The organism is Pseudomonas sp. Irchel s3h9 (assembly GCF_900187475.1).
Classification (GTDB): Bacteria; Pseudomonadota; Gammaproteobacteria; order Pseudomonadales; family Pseudomonadaceae; genus Aquipseudomonas; species Aquipseudomonas neuropathica.
Genome location: NZ_FYDH01000011.1, coordinates 14,833 through 37,130 on the forward strand (window position 1 = coordinate 14,833; position 22,298 = coordinate 37,130).

Annotated in this window: 21 protein-coding genes and 1 other RNA gene; 8 read left to right on the forward strand and 14 right to left on the reverse strand. The window is 58.8% G+C overall.

The window, feature by feature from the left end; translation table 11 throughout:
* Positions 1 to 216: 216 nt before the first annotated feature.
* Both CKW26_RS18840 and CKW26_RS18845 read left to right on the forward strand, forming a co-directional pair.
* Positions 217 to 888, forward strand: a complete 672-nt coding sequence (locus CKW26_RS18840) for a histidine phosphatase family protein (protein WP_095049818.1) — start codon at positions 217 to 219, stop codon at positions 886 to 888.
* The gene (locus CKW26_RS18845; RefSeq protein WP_095049691.1) at positions 885 to 1,700 is read left to right on the forward strand and encodes a phosphatase PAP2 family protein; all 816 of its coding nucleotides are present in this window, start codon (positions 885 to 887) and stop codon (positions 1,698 to 1,700) included. Before CKW26_RS18840 ends, CKW26_RS18845 begins: the two co-directional genes overlap by 4 nt.
* Positions 1,701 to 1,767: 67 nt before the next feature.
* Here CKW26_RS18845 and CKW26_RS18850 read toward each other — a convergent pair whose 3' ends face one another.
* From CKW26_RS18850 to CKW26_RS18870, 5 genes are all read right to left on the reverse strand, one after another.
* Positions 1,768 to 3,246 carry a glycosyltransferase family 39 protein gene (locus CKW26_RS18850; protein ID WP_095049692.1) on the reverse strand — a complete coding sequence of 493 codons (1,479 nt, stop codon included), beginning with the start codon at positions 3,244 to 3,246 and terminating at the stop codon, positions 1,768 to 1,770.
* A 29-nt stretch (positions 3,247 to 3,275) separates the two neighbouring features.
* Positions 3,276 to 3,863 (reverse strand): ribosomal protein S5-alanine N-acetyltransferase, encoded by a 588-nt coding sequence (gene rimJ / locus CKW26_RS18855; protein WP_095049693.1) that lies wholly within the window; start codon positions 3,861 to 3,863, stop codon positions 3,276 to 3,278.
* Between the two features lie 248 nt (positions 3,864 to 4,111).
* Positions 4,112 to 4,486, reverse strand: a complete 375-nt coding sequence (locus tag CKW26_RS18860) for a DUF6124 family protein (protein WP_095049694.1) — start codon at positions 4,484 to 4,486, stop codon at positions 4,112 to 4,114.
* A 211-nt stretch (positions 4,487 to 4,697) separates the two neighbouring features.
* Positions 4,698 to 6,104, reverse strand: coding sequence for a DUF2252 domain-containing protein (locus CKW26_RS18865; protein WP_095049695.1), 1,407 nt, complete (start codon positions 6,102 to 6,104; stop codon positions 4,698 to 4,700).
* Between the two features lie 84 nt (positions 6,105 to 6,188).
* Entirely contained in the window at positions 6,189 to 7,112 is a 924-nt protein-coding gene (locus CKW26_RS18870) for a PliI family lysozyme inhibitor of I-type lysozyme (RefSeq protein WP_095049696.1), read from the reverse strand.
* 204 nt (positions 7,113 to 7,316) lie between these two features.
* Between CKW26_RS18870 and CKW26_RS18875 the strand changes: the two genes are divergently transcribed.
* Entirely contained in the window at positions 7,317 to 8,357 is a 1,041-nt protein-coding gene (locus CKW26_RS18875; RefSeq protein WP_095049697.1) for a DMT family transporter, read from the forward strand.
* 76 nt (positions 8,358 to 8,433) lie between these two features.
* On the forward strand, positions 8,434 to 9,060 hold the full coding sequence (locus CKW26_RS18880) for a hypothetical protein (protein ID WP_095049698.1): 627 nt from the start codon (positions 8,434 to 8,436) through the stop codon (positions 9,058 to 9,060).
* 168 nt (positions 9,061 to 9,228) lie between these two features.
* On the opposite strand, the gene ssrA is transcribed toward CKW26_RS18880, so the two are convergent.
* From ssrA to CKW26_RS18915, 7 genes are all read right to left on the reverse strand, one after another.
* Positions 9,229 to 9,617: a transfer-messenger RNA gene (gene ssrA, locus CKW26_RS18885) on the reverse strand.
* Between the two features lie 96 nt (positions 9,618 to 9,713).
* Positions 9,714 to 9,992 carry a hypothetical protein gene (locus CKW26_RS18890; RefSeq protein ID WP_095049699.1) on the reverse strand — a complete coding sequence of 93 codons (279 nt, stop codon included), beginning with the start codon at positions 9,990 to 9,992 and terminating at the stop codon, positions 9,714 to 9,716.
* 130 nt (positions 9,993 to 10,122) lie between these two features.
* Positions 10,123 to 12,933 carry an FAD-binding and (Fe-S)-binding domain-containing protein gene (locus CKW26_RS18895; protein ID WP_095049700.1) on the reverse strand — a complete coding sequence of 937 codons (2,811 nt, stop codon included), beginning with the start codon at positions 12,931 to 12,933 and terminating at the stop codon, positions 10,123 to 10,125.
* Complete coding sequence (locus CKW26_RS18900; RefSeq protein WP_095049701.1) at positions 12,930 to 13,601, reverse strand: lactate utilization protein; 672 nt, start codon at positions 13,599 to 13,601, stop codon at positions 12,930 to 12,932. Before CKW26_RS18900 ends, CKW26_RS18895 begins: the two co-directional genes overlap by 4 nt.
* Complete coding sequence (locus CKW26_RS18905; protein ID WP_095049702.1) at positions 13,601 to 15,055, reverse strand: LutB/LldF family L-lactate oxidation iron-sulfur protein; 1,455 nt, start codon at positions 15,053 to 15,055, stop codon at positions 13,601 to 13,603. The genes CKW26_RS18900 and CKW26_RS18905 overlap by 1 nt, the downstream gene beginning before the upstream one ends.
* A complete protein-coding gene (locus CKW26_RS18910; RefSeq protein ID WP_095049819.1) occupies positions 15,052 to 15,876 on the reverse strand; it encodes a (Fe-S)-binding protein in 825 nt (274 codons plus the stop codon). The genes CKW26_RS18905 and CKW26_RS18910 overlap by 4 nt, the downstream gene beginning before the upstream one ends.
* 162 nt (positions 15,877 to 16,038) lie before the next feature.
* Entirely contained in the window at positions 16,039 to 17,733 is a 1,695-nt protein-coding gene (locus CKW26_RS18915) for a lactate permease LctP family transporter (RefSeq protein WP_095049703.1), read from the reverse strand.
* Between the two features lie 262 nt (positions 17,734 to 17,995).
* Between CKW26_RS18915 and CKW26_RS18920 the strand changes: the two genes are divergently transcribed.
* The gene (locus CKW26_RS18920) at positions 17,996 to 18,763 is read left to right on the forward strand and encodes an FCD domain-containing protein (protein WP_007915207.1); all 768 of its coding nucleotides are present in this window, start codon (positions 17,996 to 17,998) and stop codon (positions 18,761 to 18,763) included.
* Between the two features lie 103 nt (positions 18,764 to 18,866).
* Here CKW26_RS18920 and smpB read toward each other — a convergent pair whose 3' ends face one another.
* Positions 18,867 to 19,349 carry an SsrA-binding protein SmpB gene (smpB, locus tag CKW26_RS18925; RefSeq protein WP_007915208.1) on the reverse strand — a complete coding sequence of 161 codons (483 nt, stop codon included), beginning with the start codon at positions 19,347 to 19,349 and terminating at the stop codon, positions 18,867 to 18,869.
* A gap of 119 nt (positions 19,350 to 19,468) precedes the next feature.
* On the opposite strand from smpB, the gene CKW26_RS18930 reads away from it, so the two are divergent.
* Genes CKW26_RS18930 through CKW26_RS18940 form a run of 3 tightly spaced genes read left to right on the forward strand, consistent with a single transcriptional unit; the run spans position 19,469 to position 21,621 of the window.
* Positions 19,469 to 20,872, forward strand: coding sequence for a sodium-dependent transporter (locus CKW26_RS18930; RefSeq protein WP_093435729.1), 1,404 nt, complete (start codon positions 19,469 to 19,471; stop codon positions 20,870 to 20,872).
* A 7-nt stretch (positions 20,873 to 20,879) separates the two neighbouring features.
* Positions 20,880 to 21,314, forward strand: a complete 435-nt coding sequence (locus CKW26_RS18935) for a type II toxin-antitoxin system RatA family toxin (RefSeq protein WP_003221509.1) — start codon at positions 20,880 to 20,882, stop codon at positions 21,312 to 21,314.
* Complete coding sequence (locus CKW26_RS18940; protein ID WP_095049704.1) at positions 21,307 to 21,621, forward strand: RnfH family protein; 315 nt, start codon at positions 21,307 to 21,309, stop codon at positions 21,619 to 21,621. The genes CKW26_RS18935 and CKW26_RS18940 overlap by 8 nt, the downstream gene beginning before the upstream one ends.
* A gap of 60 nt (positions 21,622 to 21,681) precedes the next feature.
* Here CKW26_RS18940 and CKW26_RS18945 read toward each other — a convergent pair whose 3' ends face one another.
* Entirely contained in the window at positions 21,682 to 22,209 is a 528-nt protein-coding gene (locus CKW26_RS18945) for an outer membrane protein assembly factor BamE (RefSeq protein WP_095049705.1), read from the reverse strand.
* Positions 22,210 to 22,298 lie beyond the last annotated feature (89 nt).

Below are 22,298 nucleotides of genomic sequence, written 5' to 3' on the forward strand. Positions count from 1 at the left end.
GTTAGGCTGGAAGATTGTTGTTTTTTTGAGCCAGCAAGGGTGTTAGCAGGACTGTATCGGCCGCATTTCCCAGAGCTGAAAGGATTTTGTCCTACGGAATTTGTAACACCGGATCCCAAGACTTTTTTCACATGGGTTTCACTGGCTGCCCACGCGCGCCTCTGTACCTTCGCCGCATCGAATGAACCCGAGATGCACAGTGGCGAGGCGGTTTTTGTGGAATTGAGACTGAGTCTGTTCGGCGTCAAACGCTCGATCGATCTGAGCTTTTTAGCGCGTTTTCGCAACACTTGGGTGGTGTTGGCGGCATCAGTGTTGGTGATCCCGCTGACTCTGTGGTTGCTGGAGCCGGCGGCGGTGCCGGACCTGGCCCACGGCAATGTCGCCGGTGCGCAAGCGTTGGCGACAGGTTGGGCTAAGGGCGAGATGATCGTGCTGGTGCGTCATGTCGAGCGCTGCGATCACTCCAAAGCTGCCTGCCTGAGTGGCAATGACGGTATTACCGATCGCTCGCGCAGTGTCGCGGTGGCGGTTGGTGCCGGGTTCGAACAACTGGGCCTGAACAACGCCGACATCTACAACAGCCCGTCGATGCGCACGGTGCAGACGGCCGGCTACATGTTCAATCATGCCGCCAGCGGTGACGACTGGTTGATCAACTGCCGGGGGCGCATGTTGCAGGATGCGCTCGCCCACAAGATCCCGGGGCGCAACCTGATTCTGGTGACCCACAGCGAGTGCATGGCGCAAATCGAGAAAGACCTCAACGTACCGACTTCGAGCGCGGGTTATGGCTCGTCGTTGTTTGTCTCCGCTGCCAGCCCGGCGGCTCCCAAGATGCTCGGCTTTATTGAAGCCTCCGACTGGCGCACGGTGAATACCCGATGAAATCCCGCTTCTACGCTTACAACTTTGGTATTCCGCTCGCTTGTGCGGCGCTGGTGTTCCTGATGTTCGACATGACCAAAATCGACATTGCCTTCAGTAACCTGCTGTTCGATCCGCTGACCCAGACCTTCCCGCTCGACAAAATCCACTTCTTTGAAAAACTCACCCATAAATGGGCGCGGATCATTCCCAACTGGACGGCGGAAATCGCCCTGATCGGCGCGCTGCTATCGGTGCTCTGGCCATTGGTCAATCCGCAGAAACGTCCGCGACTCGGCGCAATGCTGGAGCGCAGCAAAGTCGCGCCAGTGCTGCGATTTGCCGCTGATCACCGTAGGGATTTTCTGTTTGTGGTGGTCGCATTTGCCGTTTGCACTGGGGTGATTCACTTCCTCAAATCGCACACCAGCGTTTACTGCCCGATCGAGACCACGCTGTACGGCGGCAAAATGGCTCACGTTGAGTGGTACAGCAATTTTCAACTGTTCCATGAAGCGGGTAGTGGCCGGTGCTGGCCGGGTGGTCATGCGTCGGGCGGCTTCACCATGCTGGCGCTGTATTTCGTGGCGCGACGTTATCAATGGCGTTTTTCCAGTGCCATCTTGTGGGGTTCGCTGCTGCTGGGATTGGTTTACGGCACCACCCGCGTCCTGCAGGGCTGGCATTACATGTCCCACACGTTTTGGGCCGGAATCTTTGTCTGGCTGGCGTGTTTGCTGACAGCGTTGGCGTTCTATGGGCGGGCTCGGCTGGATTTGCCAGTGCTGGGCAAGCGTGAGCAGAAAGCTTTCAGTGCTGAGGTCTCTCTCTGAACCCGTTCGGATCAAATGAAAAACCCGCCAATCATCGGCGGGTTTTTTTATGGGGCTGCGCAGGCCCTCAATAGCCGACGAAGTAATACGGTTGTCGTCCGACTATCATGGTCTTGAGCACTTTCAATGGGGCTGCGGGTTCGCTGTCGCCGGCCATCACCGCGACATGCGAGGGTGATGCCGCGAGAAAATCTCGTAACTGCGCTTCGGTATCCAGGCCTTTGAGTACTTGCTGGGTATAGAAGACCGTGGCGCCACCGACCCGCTCATTGGCCTGAAACAGCGCGACTTGGTGCCCGGCGGTTTGCAGCGATTGAATCTCTGCACTCAACGGCAGGAACGAAAGCTTTTTGTCGGCATGAGGCAACGCCCACTGCGCGGCGGCGAGGTAACTGCCGATCACCAGCGTGAGCACACCGACTACCAGTGTCTGACGCTGCCGGGCAATTCGGCCTACGAATCCATTACCGGATTCATACTGCTTCAAGCGCTCGAACAGCACGCCTGCATACTCCGCTGCGATCACCGCGGCGGCCGGTGTCATCGACATCAGGTACACCGTGCGTTTGCTCGACGCCAACGTCAGCATGATGAACTGCGCCACGATCCACAGGCTGAAAAACAGCAGGTAACGATTGGCCTTCAGGTGTTTGCGGAAATGCCAGAGCCCCAGGTACACCAGAATATTCCACGGCAGAAAGGCTTCCGGCAGTTTGGCGAGGTAGTAGTAGAACGGTTCGTAGTGCCCGGCCTCGACGAACGAACCGCTGAAGCGCCCGACGCTGTTGGTCAGCAGCACTTCTCTGACGGCCTGTGCGCCGCCGTGCTGGAAGAGGATGACGAGCCAGATCAGCAGCGGAATCAAACCGAGCAGGGTCAGGAAACCCGGTCGCAGCCAGTCAGCGATTTTCAGTCGTTTGTCCATCAGGTTGTCGGCCAGCAGATAGGCAAAAATCACCACTCCCGGCATGGCCAGCCCCAGCACACCTTTGCTCAACGTGGCGATGGCGATCCCGACGACAAACAGCAGCGAGTTGCCCAGAGTCGATGCCCGCTGCGCCTGATAAAAGGCCAGCAGCGCGGTGGTCACGCCGAGTGCGAGCAGCGCATCCTCACCGACGCCGCGCACATTGCTCCAATAACTGGCCATGGTCGCGAGCAGAATGCCTGCGGTCCAGGCAATCATTTTCGGTCGCTCGAAACGCCGTAACATGCCGTACAGCAGCATCACACTGAGCAAACCGGCAACGGCCGACGCCAGCCGCACGGCCCACGGTGAAACACCGAACACGCGCATGGCGCCAGCATCCAGCCACAGGCTCAGCGGTGGTTTTTCCAGAAACGGTTCGCCGAACAACCGAGGCGTCACCCAGTCGTCGTCCAAGTGCATCTCCATGGCGATACCGGCGACGCGGGCCTCAGTGGAGCCTTGCAATTGGTGGCCACCCAGCGCGAAGAAAAACAGCAGGGCGGCAAGCAGAAACAGCGAAGTGGCGGCACGCGACATGGGGTTCAGGCAACCGGAAGGGGCGGGAGGCCTGAGCATACGTCGGCAATCCTGAACAAATTGTGAAGCTAGGCCAGTTGTCGCGACCAACGCTTCTCCGGCGTTTCGAACAGCCGATTGACCAGCGCCGTCAGCACATGATCCTGCCAGCGCCCGGCAATGTTCAGATACGCCTTGGCGTAACCCTCACGTTCGAAGCCCAGGCGCTCAAGCAAGCGCGCACTGCGCTCGTTACCGGGAATGTAGTTGGCCATGATCCGGTGCAGGTTCTGGCTGTCGAACATGTAAGCGATGCCAGCCTCCAGCGCTTCCTGCATCAAGCCCTGACCCTGTTGGGCCTCGTCGATGTGATAACCCAGATAACACGCCTGAAAGGCTCCGCGAATGATGCCGCTGAAATTGCAGGCGCCGATCATCTGCTGGCCATCCGGGCTCAGCAGCGCGAAATGCATGGCCAGCCCGGCCTCGAATGCACTGGCCTGTACGTCGAGGCGCCGGCGAATTTGCTCAGTGGAAAAATATTCGGTGGTGCGGATCGGTGACCATGGCGCCAGGTGGCGCAGGTTGCGTCGGTAGAACTCGCTTTCCAGCTCGGCCTGCTCCGGTGCAAGTATCGCGAGCGTCAGGCGTTGGCAGGGCAGGGTCAACAGCGGCATCGGGCGCTCCGGCTTGTGGGATCTGCTCGCAGAGTCGCGCAATCACTGGGGTTACGGCAAGTTGTGACGAAGAAGGGGTTTTGTTTCAGGCAAAAAAAAGCCCGCAGGAGCGCGGGCGAACCGTAGTTTCTTGAATGAGCGAGCGGACTGTACAAGGCTTGGCCGCGCAGCTGCAGTGAAGAAAAATTCATCTCGATGGGCGGCTCCAATGCAGTCCGATGCGCAACCGAGCGCCGGGGTTTCGCCCGTCAATGGCGGGTTTCAGGCCCGGTAGTGTTCAGCGGTTTCTGCGGATCAAGATTGTCCCGTGCCCGACAAATCAGGATCTCGGCCAGTGCGCTCAATTGCTTCATGGCCACCGCCACATGGCGTTTCGAGCCGTCGAACTCATCGGCAAAGGTTGCGCTGATGGCCGCGAGGGAATCGAGGATCTCACTGGCGTGGGTGAGCAGGGTCAGGGTGTCGACATCGTCGCGCACCCTGATGAGCTGATTGAGCGGGATGCTACGGCGCCGCTTGTGCGCTTCGCTGCGTGCGCTGGTATTCGATGGCGGTTGGGTGCTGGACGTTGGCGCATCGGACGGTGCCGGGCCAACCAGCGAAAGGCGGGGGATTTTCTTCATGACGTAGCTCCGTGGAGTGAACATTCACTGCAATTGCGGCTGCCAAACCGTCCGCTGGATGGCAGTGGTCGTGGAGCGTAACGCCCTGAGGAACTGTGCACCAGTTCATCAAAGTCGACGCGTGTTGCGGGAATTTTCCTAGGACGTTCGATGTGGGAAGGAGGGCGTGGCGACAAAACCAATGGCAGTCGCGGTGATCACGGACGTCATTTCAAGGCATATGGTCAGCGGCAAAGTCTGCCTCTGATCGGGCACGCAACTGCCCCTTGCGACAGGCCGTCTGGAAGCGTTCGAAATCACGTTCGTTCTGCGCGGTGTAATGTTGCGCGTACTTCAATAGCGCATCCGCCAGCGCATCGCCTTTGCCGATGTAGCCACTGATCTGCGCAGCGAGACCGGAGGCCTTGGCATGTGCCCGGGCGAGGGCGCGGCCGCAAACGCGACCGTAGGCAGCAAAGGTTTCACCGTCGAAGTTTTCCAGTTCGGCAGAGATCTTCATGTCGCGTAATTGCCGCACGTAGAATTGCCGACCGCTGGGGCCGGTCGTCCAGCCCAGAAACAGGTCGCTGGCCGCCTGCATCAGGCGCTGCCCCTCGACCACGCGCTGCCCTTCATGACGCACCCTGGATTTGCTTTTGACGTAGTCGGCGAGCACCGAACGCCGGGCTTCCTTGAATTGCAGGAACAGCGGGAACTCCTGATCGTCCGTCAGCAGCGCCACCAGACAACGCGTGCCGACACTGCCGACGCCCACCACTTTGAACGCCAGATCCTGCACGTGAAACCGCGACAACAACTCGCGGCGGTCGGGTTGCAACGTGCTGCGATACTCGCGCATGAAGGTGTCGAAGAGCGGCCGCCAGTCCGCGAGCCGCAGCCAGTCATCCTCGGCATCCAGCAGCGTGGTGTTTTTGTGCAGGTGAAAAATTTCCGGCAGGTCATCGCGAATGATCAGACGCCCGTGGGTATCGCGCTCGCTGATTTTCGGCAGCAGCTCGGCGTGTGTGCGCCGTTCGGCCTTCTCGATGGCGCGCTCCACATGTTCAAGGGTACTTTTGCGTGCCTGCGCCAGCAGGTCGTTGTAGCTGATCGACTCGTACCAGTTTTCCAGCGTGCTCTGCTCGGCGCACTCCAGAAGCGTGGTCTGATAGGCGCCGACCATTTCACGACACACCTGTTCCTCGACCGACTCACCGTGGCGCAGGTCGCGGGCTGCCACCACGCAACTTGCCGCCAGACGCTTCAGATCCCACTCCCACGGCCCGGGATGTGCTTCGTCGAAATCGTTGACGCTGAACAGCAGATTGCGCTCAGGCGTGGCGAAACCGCCGAAATTCATCAGATGGCTGTCACCACAGATGGGCAAGTTCAGGCCCATGTTCGCCGTGCCCGACAAATCGTGCGCCTGCAACAAGGCATTGCCGCGAAAGAACGTGAACGGCGACACCAGCATGCGCCCGTAACGCAGTTCGACCAGCGACGCGACGCGGCCCTGGCTGGAGGCCTTGATCAACGGAATCGGGTCACGGTTCATCTTGCCGGTGGATGCCTGAGCGCTGCGTGAGCACTGCTTGCGGGCGTCCTTGCCTTGTTGCATGCGGTCTTTGAGTGAGGTCATTGGGCTCGGTCCGGCGGAAGGGGCGCTGTGAGTGTAGAAGCGCTTTTGGGGTTTATCCGTTGGCGTGAGCCCGGTGACGTCAACTCAATACTCCGCCACCTTATCTTCGCGCAAAACCCACCCGGCCTCGCCCGCCATCAACGTGTATTGAACCTGGCGCATCTTCCCCGTGCGGCCTGCGCCTGCGTCAGTGCTGTCATACACCGGGAAGCGCTGCACCAGCGCGTTTTCCACCACTGCAAACGAATCCTCGCCCTGATAGCCTTCGGCGATTTTCGGATTGTCGCTGACCGGCGGCAGGTAGATTTCGCTCAGGGATTTCTTGTTGTTGGCGGAATAGGCGATCAGCTCGCCCGGCATGCCGCGTCCGGGCGAGCGGGTAAACACGTAGAGTTCGGGGGAGCCGTCGTTATTGAGGTCAGCAACCTCGGCACGCACGACCTCACCGGTGAGCGCCCGGCTGATGACCGCGTTATCGATCTCCAGACCTTTGGGGGTGATGCGCAGCGTCGGTTTGCCATCGACCTGTTCGGTGCTGGCGTGAAAGGCAATGCCCTGCAATTCCAGCGTCTGCTCGAATGGCTGTCTCCCGCTGGTGGCGTCGCCATTGACCCGTCTCAGAGACAGCTCGTAGTTGGCCACTTCGTTGCGCCGTGCGGCATTGCGCATGAGATAGACCTGAACGGTGTACTCGCCGTCGGCCGGCAATGTTCCGAGGAAATGATTGCCCATGATCGAACCGTTGAACAGCGCGTAATCCGCGCCCTTGGCGGTGATGTTGAAGTAAGCGGAGGTGTTGGACGGTTTGAAATCGACGGTGAGCAATTGGCCGGCCTTGGCGTTGAATCTGTACTCCGCCGTCTGGTCGCCCTTGATCGACTGTTTGCGCTGAACACTGTCGGCGCTGGTTGGGAAATCGATCGGTTCGACGCGCACAGCGCCAGTATCTGCTGCGGGGACCGGCAGAGAAATCAGTGCGGCCAACGCGGCGGCAATCCAGGTTTTCATCTTCAACTCCATTGCATCTCGATGTACGCAGCATAGAGGCTGCGCCGAGCAGGCACCCACTGATTACGCGGTTTATATGTTGCTGGATTTGAGCGCGTGCTTGAGGTGATGTTTCTGACACGAATCAGCTGTTCACATAATTCTCACCTCAGTTTTGCCATGATCATTACCGGTATTCCATCGGCCCGAGCGAGTGATCCCGTCATGAATGTGAGCGTTCTCTACGCTTTGGTTGCGGCAGCATTGTTTGGCGCCAGCACGCCACTCGCCAAGCTGCTGGGGGTACAGATTTCACCGATTCTATTGGCCGGTTTGCTCTATCTGGGCAGCGGTCTGGGTTTGACCGTCCTGCGTGTTGCCCGCGATCGAGGCTGGCAGCGTTCCGGACTGGGCACAGGCGAATGGCCGTGGCTGGTCGGAGCGATTGGCTTCGGCGGTGTGCTGGCGCCAGTGGCATTGATGTTCGGTTTGACCAGAACGTCCGGCGCGAGCGCGTCGCTGATGCTCAATCTGGAATCAGTGCTCACGGCACTGCTGGCCTGGGTCGTGTTCAAGGAAAACGCTGATCGACGAATCGTGATCGGCATGCTCGCCATCGTGGCCGGCGGTGTCGTGTTGTCATGGCCGCAAGAGGCCATGTCGGCGCAGGACTGGACAGGCCCGCTGGCCGTCGCCTTCGCCTGCTTTTGCTGGGCCATCGACAATAACCTCACGCGGAAAGTCTCTGCCTCGGACGCACTGTTCATCGCCGGCAGCAAAGGCCTGGTCGCCGGTCTGGTCAACTGCGGCCTGGCCTTGCTCATCGGCACGCAAATGCCTGCGGCCACCACGCTGGTGCCCATCCTGCTGGTCGGATTTCTCGGCTACGGCGTCAGCCTGGTGATGTTCGTCCTCGCCCTGCGCGGGCTGGGCAGTGCGCGCACCGGCGCATACTTTTCCAGCGCACCGTTTCTGGGCGCAGCGATCTCGATTCTGCTGCTGGGCGAGTCGGTATCGCTGATGTTCCTGCTCGCAGCAGCGTTAATGGCCGTGGGGGTATGGATTCATCTGATGGAGAACCATAGTCATGAGCATCAGCACGAACGGCTCGAGCATGATCATCGCCATACCCACGACGAGCATCACCAGCATGTGCACGGGTTTGAATGGGATGGAACGGAGCCGCACAGTCATCCGCATGTGCATACGCCGATGCGGCATAGCCATGCGCATTTTCCGGATGTGCATCATCGGCATGGGCATTGATTGAATGTCTGAAGACTGGCGATTGATATCATTGTGATATTATTTTTTGTCTTCAGTCTTTCATTCGAGTCATTCCATGAAACCCTTTTTCCTGCTGCCCCTTGTCACCCTGTTTTCGGCTTTCAGCGTTGCCGCTGCACCCTCACCGGTAGCGTCGTTTGCCGCTTGTGACGATCACTCACTGGCCGTTGTGCAATCACCCTTGATCAAGGATCTGGTGCCAAGCACCGTCGAAAATGGCCAGATCAGATTGTCCGGCGGCACCAAGAGCGACATGGGCCAGCGCTGGATGTTTGCCAAGCCAGTCGAGATCGATGGCATGTCGTTGACCGGTTTTTACGCCGAAGACATGGACCTGATGGGCACGCGCATCATCAGTTGGGGCTTCTACGCCAAACAGACGCCGAACGAACTCCACACTCAACTGGAAAAAGCGGGCGGCCCGCGCCTGGACATGTCGCAGGGACTCTACGCTCGCGCGGAAATCTGGTCCCATGGCAAATCCAGCTGGCAGCCGGAAGATCCTGCCGCCACTGCCGGTAAGCTGGTGGTCGACAGTGCCGAGCGGGTGTTCTTGATTGAACCGGCTCCGGAAGAGCTGAGTGCTGGGAGTAAGGGGATGTTTACTTGCTCGATTCAGGGCAAGGTTAATGAGGCGATGCTTAAGTCTAGTCGTCCGGATTTGGTTAGTGTTGCTCGTTGATGGGGCATGAGTGCAGGTATGGAAAAGGACGACATTAGGTCGTCCTTTTTCGTAGCGTTTTCGAGGTAGTCGAGCCTGATCAATTGCAGACTACGGTCTTGCGTGCCCGGTTTGGCTTATGCCCTGATGCGACAAAGCCCGCACTTGGCGGGCTTTGTCGTTGAGAGTTGGTGGAGCCGGGGGGATTTGAACCCCCGTCCGCCAGTACTCCGCTGTCGGTACTACATGCGTAGCCGTTTCTATTAAGTTAACCCTCAGCGACCCGAAGGGCAGGGTGCTTTGGGCGAGTTGTGTAAGTTTTAGCCGCTTCGTCCACAACGTACTGCACGGCGATTCTGTTCTATATGACAATCATTTTGGGTTTACAGACATCCCCTGATGATTGCTGGACCCGAAGGTACCAGGAGCATTGTCAGCTGCAATTAAGCAGCGAGAGCAACACCGTATTGGTCGTCATTGGCAACTATAAGTAGTTGCAACAGTGGATTTACGACTTCTGTTACCAAGTCGGCATGCACCTAAAGTTTCGCAACCGGCGTCGAATCCTAAACGGCCCCGAACTCATTGCTCAGTACATCTGTTTGAGCAACAAGCGTGTGCAGTGTACGCCAATCGGCCCACAAGGCCAACCCGAAGGTTGGCCGGGACGCTGATCAGTTGTTGGTACCGGTGGACTTGCGCAATTCCACGATGGTTTGCGACGTTTCCGCAATGCAATCGTCGATTTTGCCTTGAGCCTTGAGCGCCTCGGCCTTGCTCACACTGGCGTTAGCACGCTGACTCAGTTCCGGGTTCGCTGACAGCTGGCCCTTGGCATTGTTGATGGTCTGAATATTGGCATCACACAGGTCAGCAGGCTTGCCGTCAGCAAACGAAGTGGACGCCATCATCGATGCAGTAACGAACAGACCTAACAGTACAGAACGTTTCATGTGTATCTCCTTGAACCGAGTGGGTCCAGACTTCGCTGGCCGTCAGGACGGGCAACCGTATGGAAGAAAAACCCCGATCAGCCGGGGTTAATCTGTGGACTACAGTCGAACTCAAGGGTTCTATTTTTCTTCAGCGAGCCTTCGCCCGGGTCACTCGATCCACCAGATAGACCAGTCCGTGGTAGTCAATTCCGCCATGTTGCGTCAGACCGATCTCACAGGTGCGGCTGGTGGAAATCCCCTCGCTGCAATGCTGCACCGCGTCCTTGAGCGTGCGCAGCGAATGGCTGTTCAGCTCCGGCGTGGTGAAGCCTTTGTCCCCGGCAAACCCACAGCAATGAATGCCTTCCGGGATCACCACGTTGTTGCTGCACTTGCGCGCCAGATCGATCAACGCCTGGCTTTCGCCCAGATGCTGCGTGCTGCAGGTCACGTGTACGGCAATCGGTGCCTCTTGCGGGGTGAAGTCGAGTCGATCAAGAAGGTGCGTACGGATGAAGCGCACCGGATCGTACAGATCAAGACGAACATCACCGACATCCTGCACCAGGCGCAACGTGCACGGACTGGTGTCGCAGTAGATCGGATCGAGTCCGCCGCGACTCGCATGCAGCAGTGCGCTGATCAACTCTTGGCGTTTGTGTTCGGCCTGTTCGGCGTAGCCTTTTGAGGCGAAGGGCTGGCCGCAGCAGAGATTGTCCTGATTGTCCGGGAAGACCACTTGGTAGCCGGCCTTCTCCAGCAAGCCACGGGTTTTGTCGTAGAGCGACATTTGCTCTTTGTCACCCGCCGCCGGGCCCATCACTCGCGACACACACGCGGCCAGATAGACAACGCGCGGGCGCTCGTCCGACACGCTGGGGCTGAAGCGAATGGCTTTCTCCGGTTGCGGCATCGCATTCGTCCACAACGGCACCTGACCTTTGGACAGGCGCGTAATGGTTGCCGAAAGTTTCGCCAGACGCGGCGCGCCGAGCATCATTCGTGCGCCGTTGGCCACGTGTAGGGTGAAGCGTGCGCCTTGCAGGGTCTTGGCGAAATTTCCTTCGATCCAGTCAGCGGTTTTCTGATGCGTCGCGTGTCGGGCTCGGAGTTTTTTCACCAGCTCACCGGTATTGATGCCTACAGGGCAACGTTGCGCGCACAGACCAGTGGCGGCGCAGGTTTCGATGCCTTGGTACTCGTAGGCTTTTTCCAGTTCGGTGGTGTCGACACCTGCACGTTTTTTCGCCTGAATATCGCGCCAGATGACAATGCGCTGGCGCGGGCTGAGGGTCAGGCCTTTTGACGGGCAGACAGGTTCGCAGAAGCCGCACTCTATGCACTTATCGACAATCTCATCCGCCGCCGGCAGCGGCTTCAGGTGCTTGAGGTGGATCTGCGGATCTTCGCTGAGCACCACGTCGGGATTGAGAATGCCATTCGGGTCGAGCAGACGTTTGAGCTGCCACATCAACTGATAGGCGTCGCTGCCCCATTCCAGTTCCACGAACGGCGCCATGTTGCGCCCGGTGCCGTGTTCGGCTTTCAGCGAACCGCCAAACTCCACCGCGACCAGTTGCGCGACGTCGTCCATGAACGCTTGATAGCGTGCGACTTCTTCCGGGTTGTTGAAGCCTTGGGTGAAGACGAAGTGCAGATTGCCTTCCAGCGCGTGTCCGAAAAGGATCGCTTCGTCGTAGGCATGTTTGTCGAACAGCTCGATGAGGCGATTGACGCCGATCGCCAGTTGTTCGACCGGGAAGGTCACGTCTTCGATGATCACCGTGGTGCCGGTTTTGCGCACTGCGCCTACGGCGGGGAAGGTGTCCTTGCGGATCGCCCAGAGCTTGGCGTTCTCGGCAGGGTCTTCGGTAAAGTCGACCTGCTTCTCCACTGGGAAGTCGCTGAGCGACGCCATGATCTGCCCCAGCTGCTCCTGCAGCAAAGTGGAAGATGCGGCGCGGGATTCGATCAGCAGTGCGCAGGCATTGTTCGACAGCTGTTGTACGAAAGCAGGCATGCCCGGTTTGTCTTGCACCGAGCGCAGGCTACGCCGATCGAGCAGCTCTACGGCGGACACCGGTTGGCTTTTCAACACGGTGACCGCGTTGCAGCAGGTTTCCACATCCGGGAATACGATCAGCGCCGAAGCCTTGTTTGGGTGATCGATCACCGTGTCGTAAGTCACCGCGCTGATAAAGCCGAGGGTGCCTTCGGAGCCGACCAGCAAGTGGCTCAAGATATCCACAGGCTCATCGAAATCCACCAAGGCGTTGAGCGACAGGCCGGTGGTATTTTTCAGACGGTATTTGTGGCGGATTCGTGCAGCCAGTTCGGCGTTGGCGCGGGTCTCGCGGCCCAATGTCGCCAAGCGTTCGAGCAGATCGCCGTGGCTTACGCGGAATGCCGCGACACTTGTAGCGTCTTCGGTATCCAGGCGCGTGCCATCGGCCAGCACCAGGCGAATCCCGGCCAGCGTGTGGTAGGTGTTTTGCGCGGTGCCGCAGCACATGCCGCTGGCATTGTTAGCGACGATGCCGCCGATTTTGCAGGCGTTGATCGACGCCGGATCCGGGCCGATCTTGCGCCCGAACGGTGCCAGCCATGCGTTGGCCTGTGCGCCGATCACCCCGGGTTGCAGGCGTATTTGCGTGCCTTGGCCGCGAATCTCGCGAGCGTTCCAGTTATCCCCAAGCACGATCAAAACGGAATCGCTGATCGCCTGACCGGAAAGGCTGGTGCCCGCCGCACGGAAGGTCACTGGAACATGGTCGCGCTGAGCCAGTTTTAGCAGCGCCACCACTTCATCTTCGGACTCGACGCGGATTACCAGTTGCGGGATCAGTCGATAAAAACTGGCATCCGTACCAAAGGCCAGGGTCGATAACGGGTCATCAAAACGGCGCTCGGCCGGAATCAGTTGTTGCGCATCACGCAGGAAATTCACCGGAAGCGTCATTGGTCCTCCAGGATCAGCACCACGAGGTCTTTCGGGCCGTGGGCGCCGTAAGCCAGCACTTGCTCAATGTCAGCGGTTTTCGACGGGCCGGACACCAGCAACGCATTGGTCGGCATGCCCTGGGCCCACGCGAATTCCTCTTGCACCTGATAGAAGTTGTCACGGATTTCGCTGGCCTTGAGCAGGGCGAAATGCACCGGCGGGACCAGGCTCATCAAACGCGGTTCTTCGCGGGTTGGCCAGAGGATCAGGCTGCCGGTGGCGGCGATTGCACCGAGGGTGCCGGTGAGGCTGGCCGGGGTGTCGTTGAACAGTTCGGCTTTCCACTCTTCCATTGGCCGGTCGTAGGATTTCAGTGTCGGCAGATCAGGATTGTTCGCCCAATGCTGTGTGATTTTCTGCCCGTGCGCTGTCGTCGGTGCGATCAACAGACTCGGCAACTGGCGGTCGCGCAACAATTGCGCAAGCAGTGCCGGCCATTCTTCGCCCGAGGTCAGGTGGATTTCGGTGTGCACCGCTTCCATCAATTTGCGCAGTTGCGGGATGCGTTGTTCGGCGCTGTAGGTGTAAGGCTGCGTCACCAGATCGACATCGAAGTTGTCGGCAATCGGTGTGGCGCCAGTCAGACTTTTCCGCAGTTTGCCGAGGATATTTTGCTTGGCGCTCATCAGCGGTCTCCCTGTTTGGCCAGATGCTCGCGGGCCATGTCGTGCAGTGAGCGGGCAGCGGGTTTCGGCGCGCTGTGATTTTGTGTCCATGGGCCGACATTGCTCGGGGTCAGGGCACGCAGGCGCGTGGCGAAGAAGCCGAACAATCGATACAAGGTCGGCGAGCTGTTGAGCTTGGCCCAGGCGTTCCAGATGAAACGTTCCTTGCGCGAATACTTGCTGCCCTGACCGCGCATCACTTGATTCGGGCTGTCCGGGGCTTTGACGTTCTCTTCGCGCAGGCGCCGCAGGATTGCCGGGATCGGAATTTTTACTGGGCACACTTCACCGCAGGCACCGCACAGCGACGAAGCGCTCGGGTGATCGGGGACTTTGGCCAGACCGACCATGTGCGGGGTGATGATTTTGCCGATCGGTCCCGGGTACACCTCGCCATAGGTGTGGCCACCGACGCGGGTGTAGACCGGGCAATGGTTCATGCAGGCGCCGCAGCGGATGCAGTTCAAGGTCTGACGCAATTCACTGTCGGCGAAGGCCTGACTGCGACCGTTGTCGAGCAGCACCAGGTGCACTTCCTGCGGGCCGTCGAGTTCGTGCTCCTTGCGCGGGCCGGAGATCATGTTGACGTAGGTGGTGATCGGAATGCCCAGCGCCGAGCGCGTCAGCAGTGACAGCAGCGGCACCACGTCACGCAGGTTTTCCACGACTTTTTCGATGCCGGTGACGGCGATGTGCACCGGCGGCACGGTGGTGGTCATGCGGCCGTTGCCTTCGTTTTCCACCAGCAGCAGGGTGCCGGTTTCGGCGACGGCGAAGTTGACACCGGAGACGCCGATGTCCGCTTCGAAGAATTTCTGCCGCAGGACTCTGCGACCGATCTGAATGAGTTGGTCAACGTCCTTGGTGTATTCCACGCCAAGTTTGTCGTGGAACAAGGACGCGACCTGACCGGCATTCTTGTGGATCGCCGGCATAATGATGTGTGAAGGCTTCTCGTGGTCGAGCTGGACGATGTATTCCCCCATATCGGACTCCAGACATTCAATGTCCCGAGCCTCGAGGAAATGGTTCATCTCCATCTCTTCGCTGACCATCGATTTGCCCTTGATCACTTGCCGCGCCTCGTGAGCGCGGATGATCGATAAGACGATGCCATTGGCCTCGTCCACCGTTTCCGCCCAGTGCACTGTCACACCGTTGCGGGTCAGGTTCTGTTCCAGTTGCTCGAGCAGGTCGGGCAACTTGGACAGCGCGCGGGCCTTGATCGAATTGCCCAGTGCGCGCAAATGTTCTCTTTCGTGGGCATCGCTGAAAGCGGCTGCCCGCTTGGCCATCAGTGAGTCCATGGCAGTACGGAAGTTGTTCCGCAGTTGCTGATCACCCAGAGCATTGTGTGCCCGGGTGCGGAAATCTTCTTCTACGGCGACCGTAGGAATAATCGCGGAAGTGCTCATTGCGCACCTCCGGTTCGTTGCCACAGAAAGCTGGCGAGATGTTGCCCGCGTAGCGCTTCTTTTTGTTTCTCCAATGCGCCGTTGATGTTCATCAAACAGCCACAGTCGGCGCTCAACACCTTGTGCGCGCCTGAATCCTTCAACGCTTGGGTCTTGTCAGCCACCATCGCGCCGGAAATGTCTGGCATACGGACGCTGAATGTCCCACCGAAGCCACAGCATTCGCTTTCGTGGTCATGGTTGACCCGTTCCACGTTGCTCAACTGCGCCAACAACTCGCGGCCGTGCAGGTGGGTGTTCATTTCGCGGCGTGCCGAACACGAAGTGTGCAGCGCGACTTTGACCGGTTCACCGCTGTCCTTGAGTTGCACCTTGCAGACGAACAGCAGAAATTCGGCCAGTTCATAGGTGCGGGCCGCGAGGGCCTGAACCTTTTTCAACGTCTCCGGCTCGTCCTTGAACAAGTCGGCGTAATGCTCCCGCAGCATGCCGGCGCAGGAACCCGACGGCACCACTACCGGATAATCCCCGGCAAACAGCGCCAGTTGCGAGCGCGCCACCGTCCGCGCCTGCTCGGTGTAACCCGAGGTGTAGGCCGGTTGGCCGCAGCAACTCTGCCCTTGCGGATACTCGACCCGGATCCCTTCGCGCTCCAGCAAGTGGATCGCGTCCATCCCGGCTTCGGGGTAGAACAGGTCGACCACACACGTGCCGAAGAGGTAGACCCGCGACGGTTTCTCGCTGGGGTATTGCCGAGGTTCGGGCAGTGGCGGTGCCACGCGCGTCGCGTTTGGCACAGCGTTGTAAAAAAGCTCGCTCATCAGGCGTGTCTCCGGGTGGGCCCGGTTATCCGTCTGTGGCGGCTGCTGAATATAAAGAGCGTTGCTTTCAGCAGCCTTACAGACCGGGTTGTGAATTGCTGACGCCGGCATCACGTAACCGGCGTCGGTTTTTTCCATGCTTCTTGTAGGCGTCTTGTAGGTTTAGTGCACCAGCATGCCGGTGAACCAGTAGGCCTGAGCCAGGGTGATCAAGCCGACAATCGTTGCAAAGAATAGGCTGTGTTTGAGGGTGAAGCGGAACAGATCCGATTCCTTGCCCACCAGTCCGGTCGCGGCGCAAGCCACGGCGATCGATTGTGGCGAGATCATCTTGCCGGTCACGCCGCCGCTGGTGTTCGCTGCCACCAGCAGGGTGTCGTTGACGCCGATCTGGTGCGCAGTGGTTGCTTGCAACGAACTGAACAGGGCGTTGGACGAAGTATCCGAACCGGTGAGGAATACGCCCAGCCAGCCGAGGAATGGCGAGAAGAACGGGAACGCTGCGCCCGTACCGGCCAGCACCAGCGCCATGGTCGAAGACATGCCGGAGTAGTTGGTGACGAAGGCGAACGCCAGCACCATGCCGATCGACAGGATTGGCCAGCGCAGTTCGTAGAAGGTCTCTTTCAAAGTGGTAAGACCAGTTTTGAAATTGATCTTCAAGACCAGCATCGAGATCAGCGCGGAGAAGAAAATCGCCGTGCCGGTCGCGGAAATCGGATCGAGTTTGAACACCGCTGGAATGGCAGTCGGGACGGCTACGATCGGTGCGGTTTTGATCACTAATTGATCAAGGTGTGGGATCGCGAAGTTGAACACCCAGCTGTACATCGAACCGCCAGCGGCGAACATCGCCTTGAAAGGCTTCAGCGTCCAGATCGTTACCAGCACGGTGAGGATCAGGAACGGTGACCAGGCTTTGAAAATTTCCCCGAGGCTGTAAGGCGACGCCACGGTGGTGCGCTTCTGGCCGAAACCGCCGACGCTGGCGGTGATCGCTGCGCTCGACGTGGCGCCGGCGATTTGCGCGCCTGCGGTGCGTTTTGGCTGCCAGATTTTCAGGAACAGGGTCAGCGATATCAGGCTGGCCAGCGCCGAGGTGATGTCCGGCAGTTCTGGCCCAATGAAGTTCGAGGTGAAGTATTGGGTGATGGCGAAGCTCAGGCCCGCAACCAACGCCGCTGGCCAGGTTTCACGTACGCCGCGCAGGCCGTCCATCATGAACACCAGCCAGAACGGCACGAACAGCGACAGCAGCGGCAGTTGGCGACCGGTCATGGCGCCGATCTTGAACGCGTCGATACCGGTGACTTGGCCGGCGACGATGATCGGGATCCCCAGTGCACCGAACGCTACCGGTGCGGTGTTGGCGATCAGGCACAGGCCAGCGGCGTACAGGGGGTTGAAACCCAGTCCGACCAGCAACGCGGCAGTAATCGCCACGGGTGCGCCGAAACCGGCGGCACCTTCCAGGAACGCTCCGAAGCAGAAACCGATCAGCAGCACTTGCAGGCGCTGGTCGTCAGTAATCGATAACACCGAGCTGCGAATGACCTCGAACTGACCACTTTTGACCGTCAGTTTGTAGAGGAACACCGCCGCGACAATGATCCATGCAATCGGCCACAGACCGTAGGCGAAACCATACCCGGCGGCGGCGAAGGCCATATCGACCGGCATCTGGAACGCGAAGATCGCCACGGCAATCGACAGGGCGAGGGTGATGCTCCCGGCCACATGGCCTTTGAGGCGGAACACCGCCAATGCGAGGAAAAAGAACACGATGGGGATGACGGCCGCGAGTGCGGACACGCCGAGACTGCCGAGCGGGCTGTAAAGCTGTTGCCAGGTTTGCATATGGGGTGGCCCCTAATTGTTGTTGGTCAGGCACTGTCAGCGTTCTTGGATAATTGGTAAGACCAATTTACAATCGCTGTTGGCTAGGGTAAAAGCCTTGGTGTCGGTGTGTCAATTTGTCGCCCTGAAACTTTTGTCGAACAAGCGGTGCAGATCGCATCTGATCTGGTTTGCGCAAGTGGTGTCTGGTAGGTGTCGGCAAGGCGCCGATAGGCCAGAATAGAGAGCCCGGCGAGCGGTCGGGATCGTGGAGAAATGAGTTATGGGGTTTGATCAGATACGTCAGCGCCGTTTGTCTGACGATATTGTCGAGCGACTTGAGGGGATGATCCTTGAGGGCACGCTGAAGTCCGGTGAGCGGTTGCCGGCGGAGCGCACGCTGGCAGAACAATTTGGCGTATCACGGCCGTCGCTGCGTGAAGCGATCCAGAAACTGGCGGCCAAAGGTCTGCTGGTCAGTCGTCAGGGCGGCGGCAACTATGTCGTGGAAAGCCTCGGCTCGACGTTCAGTGATCCGCTGCTGCAGTTGCTCGAAAGCAATCCTGAAGCACAGCGCGATCTACTGGAGTTTCGGCATACTTTGGAGGCATCGTGCGCCTATTACGCCGCATTGCGCGCCACCGATGTCGATCGTGAGCGGCTGACCGCCGCGTTTGAAGAGCTGCAGGACTGCTATTCGCGTCACGATGAAGTCAGTCGGGCGGAGGAGGGCGCGGCGGATGCGAAATTTCATCTGGCGATTGCTGAAGCCAGTCATAACGCGGTGCTGCTGCACACCATTCGCGGGCTGTTCGATCTGCTTAAGCGCAACGTGGTCACCAACATCGGCGGCATGTACAAGCAGCGCACGGAAACCCGCGACATGCTGATCACCCAGCATCGGGAATTGTATCTGGCGATTATTGAAGGTCGCGCGGAGCAGGCGCGAGAAGTCTCCAGCCGACATATCTTGTATGTGCAGGAAGTGCTGGAAGAGGTGCGGCAAGAGGTTCAGCGCATGGCCCGGGCGGAGCGGCGCAAGGGGATGTGATTTTCAAAGCAAAAGATCGCAGCCTGCGACAGCGCCTACATTGGAATATGTATTCCCCTGTAGGCGCTGTCGCAGGCCGCGATCTTTGCTTTCGGGGGGAAGACTAGTCTTCCTTGCCCTTGTTGCGCACGGCACGCTGCAGTTCACGACCGGCATCGCGCTCGCGCTCGGTATCACGCTTGTCGTATTCCTTCTTGCCCTTGCCCAGAGCAATTTCGCACTTGACCATGTGCTTGCTCCAGTACCAGGACAGGCAGACGCAGGCGTAACCCTTTTGCTGCACAGCGGCGGCGAGCTTTTCCAGCTCGCGGCGGTTGAGCAGCAATTTGCGTGTGCGCACCGGGTCAGCGATGACGTGGGTACTTGCGGTCATCAGAGGCGTGATGTGGCTGCCGAGCAACCATGCTTCGCCATCCTTGAGCAGAACGTAGCTGTCGACCAGCTGTAGCTTGCTTGCCCGCAGACTTTTTACTTCCCAGCCGGCCAGGACCAGACCAGCCTCGAACTTGTGCTCGATGAAGTAATCGTGTCGCGCCTTTTTGTTCTGCGCGATGGTCCCTGTTGGGTGTTTCTTCTGTTTAGCCATAGGGGCGGCATTATATGGAGATAAACCGCCGTCGGCTACGGTGATGCTGCGTGCTTGAGCAGGTTGAGTGAATCCCGGACAATGCGGCCTCTTTTTCTAACGCTTGGGCGTGATAAACGATGTCGACAGACAAGGTTTCTGTCCACGGCAGTTGGGCTAGCCGCTGGGTATTCATACTCGCCGCGACCGGTTCGGCCGTGGGACTGGGTAGTATCTGGAAGTTCCCCTACATGGTCGGGGTCTACGGCGGCGGCGCCTTTGTGCTGATGTTTCTGGCGTGCATCGCGCTGATCGGCATCCCGGTCATGCTCGCTGAAACCCTGATCGGCCGGCGCGCCCGCCAGAGTCCGGCGAACGCCTTGAAGGTGCTGGCACTGGAAGCCGGGCACTCGGGCAAATGGTCGTGGGGCGCATTTGCCGGGATGATCACGGCATTGTTGATCCTGTCTTTCTATAGTGTGGTCGGCGGCTGGTCGCTCGACTACATTGTCGATATGGGTCGCGGCGACTTCCAGGGCGCCACAGCCGATCAAGTCGGCGCTTATTTCGGCAATGTCATCTCCAATCCATGGCGTCTGACACTTTGGCATACGATTTTCATGCTGCTGTCGGCCTTCGTCATCGCCAAGGGCGTGGTCGCCGGGCTTGAGCGCAGCCTGCGCATCATGATGCCGCTGCTGTTCGTGATGATTCTGGTGTTGCTGGGTTACAGCATGACCACCGGGCATTTCATGGAAGGCGTGCATTTCATGTTCGACTTCCACCCGGAAAAAGTCCTCGACGGCTTGTTGCCGGCCATGGGGCACGCGTTCTTCTCGCTGAGCGTCGGTGTCGGTTCGATCATGATCTACGGTGCTTATATGCCGAAGAGCTCATCGTTGTCGGGCACCGTTGTCGGCGTGGCACTGCTCGATACCTTTGTTTCGCTGATCGCCGGTCTGGCCTTGTTCCCGATTGTATTTGCCGGAGGCCTGAACCCTAGCGAAGGGCCGGGGCTGATGTTCGTCAGTCTGCCATTTGCCTTTGGTAACGTGGCGTTCGGTCAGTTGATGGGCGTGGTGTTCTTTGTGCTGGTGGCGATTGCTGCCTGGAGCTCGGCGATCTCCCTTCTGGAACCGATGGTTGCCTACTTGGTTGAGCGCACCAAAGTCAGCCGCGCGTGGGTGACTTTCTGGCTTGCCTTCACTTGCTGGTTCGTCGGTCTGGGCACGGTGTTCTCCTTCAATATCTGGAAGGAAGCCAAATTTTTCGTGAACGAAGGCGGGATGTTCCATCTCTACCAATGGGGTGCGCAGAGCGGTCTGGACTTCTTTGGTGTGATCGATTTCTTCACCTCACGGATCATGCTGCCGCTCGGTGGCCTGTGTTTCGTGCTGTTTGCCGGATGGGTGATGGGGCGTGAAGCGGTACGCGACGAGTTGTCGATCCGCAATCCGCTACTGTTCGCCCTGTCTTTGTTCTTGATGCGCTACGTGGCGCCCATCGGCATTCTTGTAGTGTTTGCCGCTCAGCTCTGGAAGTAACGCTCACATGACGACACATATTCAACGATCGGCGTTGCTGCCGTACCCGGCGCAATTTCTCTATGACCTGGTCAACGACGTGGCGCGCTACCCGGAATTTCTGCCGTGGTGCTCCTCGGCGGAAGTGCTGGAAAGCTCGCCGGAGCATATGCGCGCCAGTGTTGGCGTAGCCAAGGGCGGGCTCAGTCAGCATTTCGTGACGCGTAATACGCTGGTGCCGGGGCAGTCGATTGAAATGAACCTGGAAGAAGGCCCGTTCAATCAGTTGCACGGCGTCTGGGTGTTCAAGGCTTTGAACGAGAAGGCCTGCAAGATCAGTCTGGATCTGTCGTTCGATTACGCCGGGCCGCTAGTGCGCGCGACGTTGGGGCCGCTGTTCAATCAGGCTGCGAATACGCTAGTGGACGCGTTCTGCCAGCGCGCCAAGCAGATGCATGGTTGAGCCGGTGATCGAGATAGAGGTGGTATACGCGGCCGTGGATCGTCAGGTATTGCGCTCATTCAGCGTCAATGAAGGCGCGACGGTGCGTGCTGCGGTGCTTGCATCGGGTATCGCTAGCGAGTTTCCCGAGTTGAATCTGGCGGAGTGCCCGCTGGGCATCTTTGGCAAAGTAGTTGCTGACCCGGACTCGCGGGTTATTCAGGCAGGGGAGCGCATCGAGATTTATCGCCCATTGCTTGCCGATCCGAAAGAGGTTCGACGCTTGCGAGCAGCCAAGGCTGCCGAAGCCAAGGCTCGAAACGCGTAAAAAGCCAAATTGCAGGCAATAAAAAACCCGGAATTTCCGGGTTTTTTATTGCCTCGCCAATTATTGCGGCGAGGTGTCCAGCGGCTCAGGTGTCGGAACCGGAACGGTTTCCACACCATCGACGTCCTTCTGGATCTGATCCAGCAAGGAACCTGGCTTGACCGGTTTTTCCGGTTCTGGCTTCTCGGCGTTTTCAGCAGGAGCAGACACGGTCGTGCCACTGTCCTTGCCGAGAATGGCTTCGTCACGGCTTACGCCCGGCATAAAGTCACCGGACAGGCTGACAAGCTGGTCGTTTGAGTTGAAAATAACGCTGATGCGTTCCTGTTGGCGTTCACCGCCACCCGGTTGCAGGCTGTACAGATAATCCCAGCGATCGGCATGGAACGTGTCGACAAGCAGAGGGTTACCCATGATAAACCGTACTTGCGGCCGGGTCATTCCCGGGCGTAACTGGTCTATCATGTCCTGCGTGACGACATTGCCCTGCTGGATGTCGATTTTGTAAACCCCGGGGAATGAACAACCGGCGAGTGCGAGCAGTCCCACAAAGGTGAAACTGGTTAGCAAGAGCTTGGTGTTTTGCATCGGTGGGCGACTTCCACTATCTTGGCTGGGACAACGTAAACGCCGATCATACCCGCATTAAGAGAAGCTGCGAAGCAGCATCGCGAGAA

Bases quoted from the DNA above. Each gene is read 5' to 3' on its own strand.
- CKW26_RS18945 (WP_095049705.1), bottom strand. From the start codon at position 22,209: ATGCAAAACACCAAGCTCTTGCTAACCAGTTTCACCTTTGTGGGACTG.
- CKW26_RS18850 (WP_095049692.1), bottom strand. From the start codon at position 3,246: ATGCTCAGGCCTCCCGCCCCTTCCGGTTGCCTGAACCCCATGTCGCGT.
- CKW26_RS18940 (WP_095049704.1), top strand. From the start codon at position 21,307: ATGGTTGAGCCGGTGATCGAGATAGAGGTGGTATACGCGGCCGTGGAT.
- CKW26_RS18870 (WP_095049696.1), bottom strand. From the start codon at position 7,112: ATGAAAACCTGGATTGCCGCCGCGTTGGCCGCACTGATTTCTCTGCCG.
- CKW26_RS18930 (WP_093435729.1), top strand. From the start codon at position 19,469: ATGTCGACAGACAAGGTTTCTGTCCACGGCAGTTGGGCTAGCCGCTGG.
- CKW26_RS18920 (WP_007915207.1), top strand. From the start codon at position 17,996: ATGGGGTTTGATCAGATACGTCAGCGCCGTTTGTCTGACGATATTGTC.
- CKW26_RS18875 (WP_095049697.1), top strand. From the start codon at position 7,317: ATGAATGTGAGCGTTCTCTACGCTTTGGTTGCGGCAGCATTGTTTGGC.
- CKW26_RS18895 (WP_095049700.1), bottom strand. From the start codon at position 12,933: ATGACGCTTCCGGTGAATTTCCTGCGTGATGCGCAACAACTGATTCCG.
- rimJ (WP_095049693.1), bottom strand. From the start codon at position 3,863: ATGCCGCTGTTGACCCTGCCCTGCCAACGCCTGACGCTCGCGATACTT.
- CKW26_RS18880 (WP_095049698.1), top strand. From the start codon at position 8,434: ATGAAACCCTTTTTCCTGCTGCCCCTTGTCACCCTGTTTTCGGCTTTC.
- CKW26_RS18905 (WP_095049702.1), bottom strand. From the start codon at position 15,055: ATGAGCACTTCCGCGATTATTCCTACGGTCGCCGTAGAAGAAGATTTC.
- CKW26_RS18890 (WP_095049699.1), bottom strand. From the start codon at position 9,992: ATGAAACGTTCTGTACTGTTAGGTCTGTTCGTTACTGCATCGATGATG.
- CKW26_RS18865 (WP_095049695.1), bottom strand. From the start codon at position 6,104: ATGACCTCACTCAAAGACCGCATGCAACAAGGCAAGGACGCCCGCAAG.
- smpB (WP_007915208.1), bottom strand. From the start codon at position 19,349: ATGGCTAAACAGAAGAAACACCCAACAGGGACCATCGCGCAGAACAAA.
- CKW26_RS18910 (WP_095049819.1), bottom strand. From the start codon at position 15,876: ATGAGCGAGCTTTTTTACAACGCTGTGCCAAACGCGACGCGCGTGGCA.
- CKW26_RS18900 (WP_095049701.1), bottom strand. From the start codon at position 13,601: ATGAGCGCCAAGCAAAATATCCTCGGCAAACTGCGGAAAAGTCTGACT.
- CKW26_RS18935 (WP_003221509.1), top strand. From the start codon at position 20,880: ATGACGACACATATTCAACGATCGGCGTTGCTGCCGTACCCGGCGCAA.
- CKW26_RS18860 (WP_095049694.1), bottom strand. From the start codon at position 4,486: ATGAAGAAAATCCCCCGCCTTTCGCTGGTTGGCCCGGCACCGTCCGAT.
- CKW26_RS18915 (WP_095049703.1), bottom strand. From the start codon at position 17,733: ATGCAAACCTGGCAACAGCTTTACAGCCCGCTCGGCAGTCTCGGCGTG.
- CKW26_RS18845 (WP_095049691.1), top strand. From the start codon at position 885: ATGAAATCCCGCTTCTACGCTTACAACTTTGGTATTCCGCTCGCTTGT.